The sequence below is a fragment of the Bradyrhizobium sp. JR4.3 genome (genome assembly GCF_040547695.1).
Classification (GTDB): domain Bacteria; phylum Pseudomonadota; class Alphaproteobacteria; order Rhizobiales; family Xanthobacteraceae; genus Bradyrhizobium; species Bradyrhizobium canariense.
Genome location: NZ_JBEPQF010000088.1, coordinates 1 through 2,011, shown reverse-complemented (window position 1 = coordinate 2,011; position 2,011 = coordinate 1). Strand labels below are relative to the sequence as shown.

General features: G+C 64.1%; 2 protein-coding genes. Both read right to left on the bottom strand.

All coding sequences use genetic code 11. The features are described 5' to 3' along the window. Positions 1–49: 49 nt before the first annotated feature. Positions 50–811 carry an IS21-like element helper ATPase IstB gene (istB, locus tag ABIB91_RS41610; protein ID WP_007592724.1) on the bottom strand — a complete coding sequence of 254 codons (762 nt, stop codon included), beginning with the start codon at positions 809–811 and terminating at the stop codon, positions 50–52. Positions 812–830: 19 nt separating this feature from the next. After that, on the bottom strand, positions 831–2,011 hold a 1,181-nt coding region (gene istA / locus ABIB91_RS41605; RefSeq protein ID WP_354253305.1), incomplete at its 5' end, for an IS21 family transposase.

The following is a 2,011-nucleotide window of genomic DNA, read 5'->3' as shown; positions in this document are numbered from 1 at the left end:
TGTTCCGACGAAGGCGGCCGGAGTGTCGTTGCCGGCATGAGGAGTTGGGTCAGGTTTTCTTGGCTGCGTCAAGATTGGCGCGCTGCGCAGTGATCTTTCGCATGCTGTCTCCCTTGAGTGTGAGGCGGTGAGCATTGTGGACGAGCCGATCCAGGACGGCGTCGGCGATGGTCGGGTCGGCGATGACCTCATGCCAATTTTCGATCGGCACCTGGCTGGTGATGATGGTCGATCCGCGCTGGTGTCGATCGTCGACGACTTCGAGGAGATCGCGACGCTGCTCGCCGGTAAGCGGTGCGAGGCCCCAATCATCGAGGATGAGCAAATCGACCCTCGATAGTGTCTTGAGGAGCCGCGCATAGCGTCCGTCCCCGCGGGCGAGCGCAAGAGCTTCGAACAGCCTTGGCAGGCGATGATATAAGACGGATCGATTATCGCGGCATGCCTTGTGGCCGAGTGCGCAGGCGATCCAGCTCTTGCCGACGCCGGTCGGCCCGGTGATGAGCAAATTTTGCTTGCGGCTGATCCAATCGCCATCGACGAGCTTGGCAAAGAAGGCGCGGTCGATGCCGCGCGGAGCGCGCAGATCGACATCTTCGACGATTGCGGCCTGCCGTAGCGAGGCGAACTTCAGGCGCACGATGAGCCTTTTGTTCTCTCGCTCGGTTGCTTCGCGATCGATCATCAGGCCGAGGCGCTGCTCGAAGGTCAGCGCGGTAACGTCCGGTTGGCGTTGCTGATCGTCGAAGGCCTTGGCCATGCCGGCGAGCCCGAGAGCAGCGAGACGTTCGTGGGTGTGGTTGCTGAGCATAAGGTCTCCTTGTTGGTGGTCAGTGGTAGTAGCCGCGGCCACGGATGTTGCCGTGCTGGATGGGATCGGCCTCGGGGGCGGTGTCGGGAAGGAAGGCTTTGTCCAGGCCGGTCTTGAGGATCGAGGCGATCGACCGATAGCTCGCTGAGCCGATGCTGATCCCACGGCGGCACGCGGCTTCCAGACGTTGCGTCCCATAGGTCTTTTCCAACCGCAGGATGCCGAGACAGGATCGGAAGCCCTGCTCGGGATGGGGCTTTGTCCGCATGATCGCCTGGCACAGCGCGATCGTGGACGGACCGATCTTCTCGGCGGCGGCCAGCAGACGTGCCGGCGTCCAGAAGGCGTATCGGCGATGTGCGCTCGGCATGTGCTCGGGGATCGTGGTGTGGCGGCGCCTGACGCCTGAGCGTGCGTGGCTGGCGATCCGGGTGCCGCGATGGAACACCTCGATGGTTGCCTCGGTGGCCCGCACCTCGACGACCTGGCGGATCAGGCGGGATGGCACCGAGTAGAAGTGCCCCTGAACCTCGACATGGTAATCCGGCGCTACACGGGCACGACGCCATTCGGCGTACTGATAGGGTTCGGCCGGCAGCGGCATCAGGGCCGGACGATCGATGGTGTCGAAGAACTCGCGGCGGCTGGCACCGAGCTTGCGCATCAGGCGGGCGTTGAGTTCGTCGACCAGGATGCGGATCGCAACGTTCAACTCGGCGAGCGAGAAGAAGCGCCGGTTGCGCAGCCGCGCCAAAATCCATCGCTGGACGATAAGAACCGCCGCCTCCACCTTGGCTTTGTCGCGCGGCTTGCGGGGCCGCGCCGGCATAATGGTGGTGCCGTAATGGGTGGCAAGATCCTGGTAAGTCCGGTTGACGCCTGGCTCGTAGCGGCTCACCACCGTCACCCCGGCCTTCAGATTGTCGCAGACGAGCGCCTTCGGCACTCCGCCCAGGAAGGTGAGCGCATCCACATGGGCGCCGATCCAGTCGGGCAGCGCCTCGCTGAACCGGGCTTGGACGAATGTGTAGTTCGACGCTCCCATGACCGCGACGAAGATCTTGGCGGCGCGCACCTCCCCGGTAAGCCCGTCGAACACCGGCACGGTATCGCCGGCGAAGTCCACGAACAGCTTTTCGCCGGCCGCGTGGGTCTGCCGCATGGTCGCCGTGATGCCGTGGCGCCATTCGACGTAGAGGT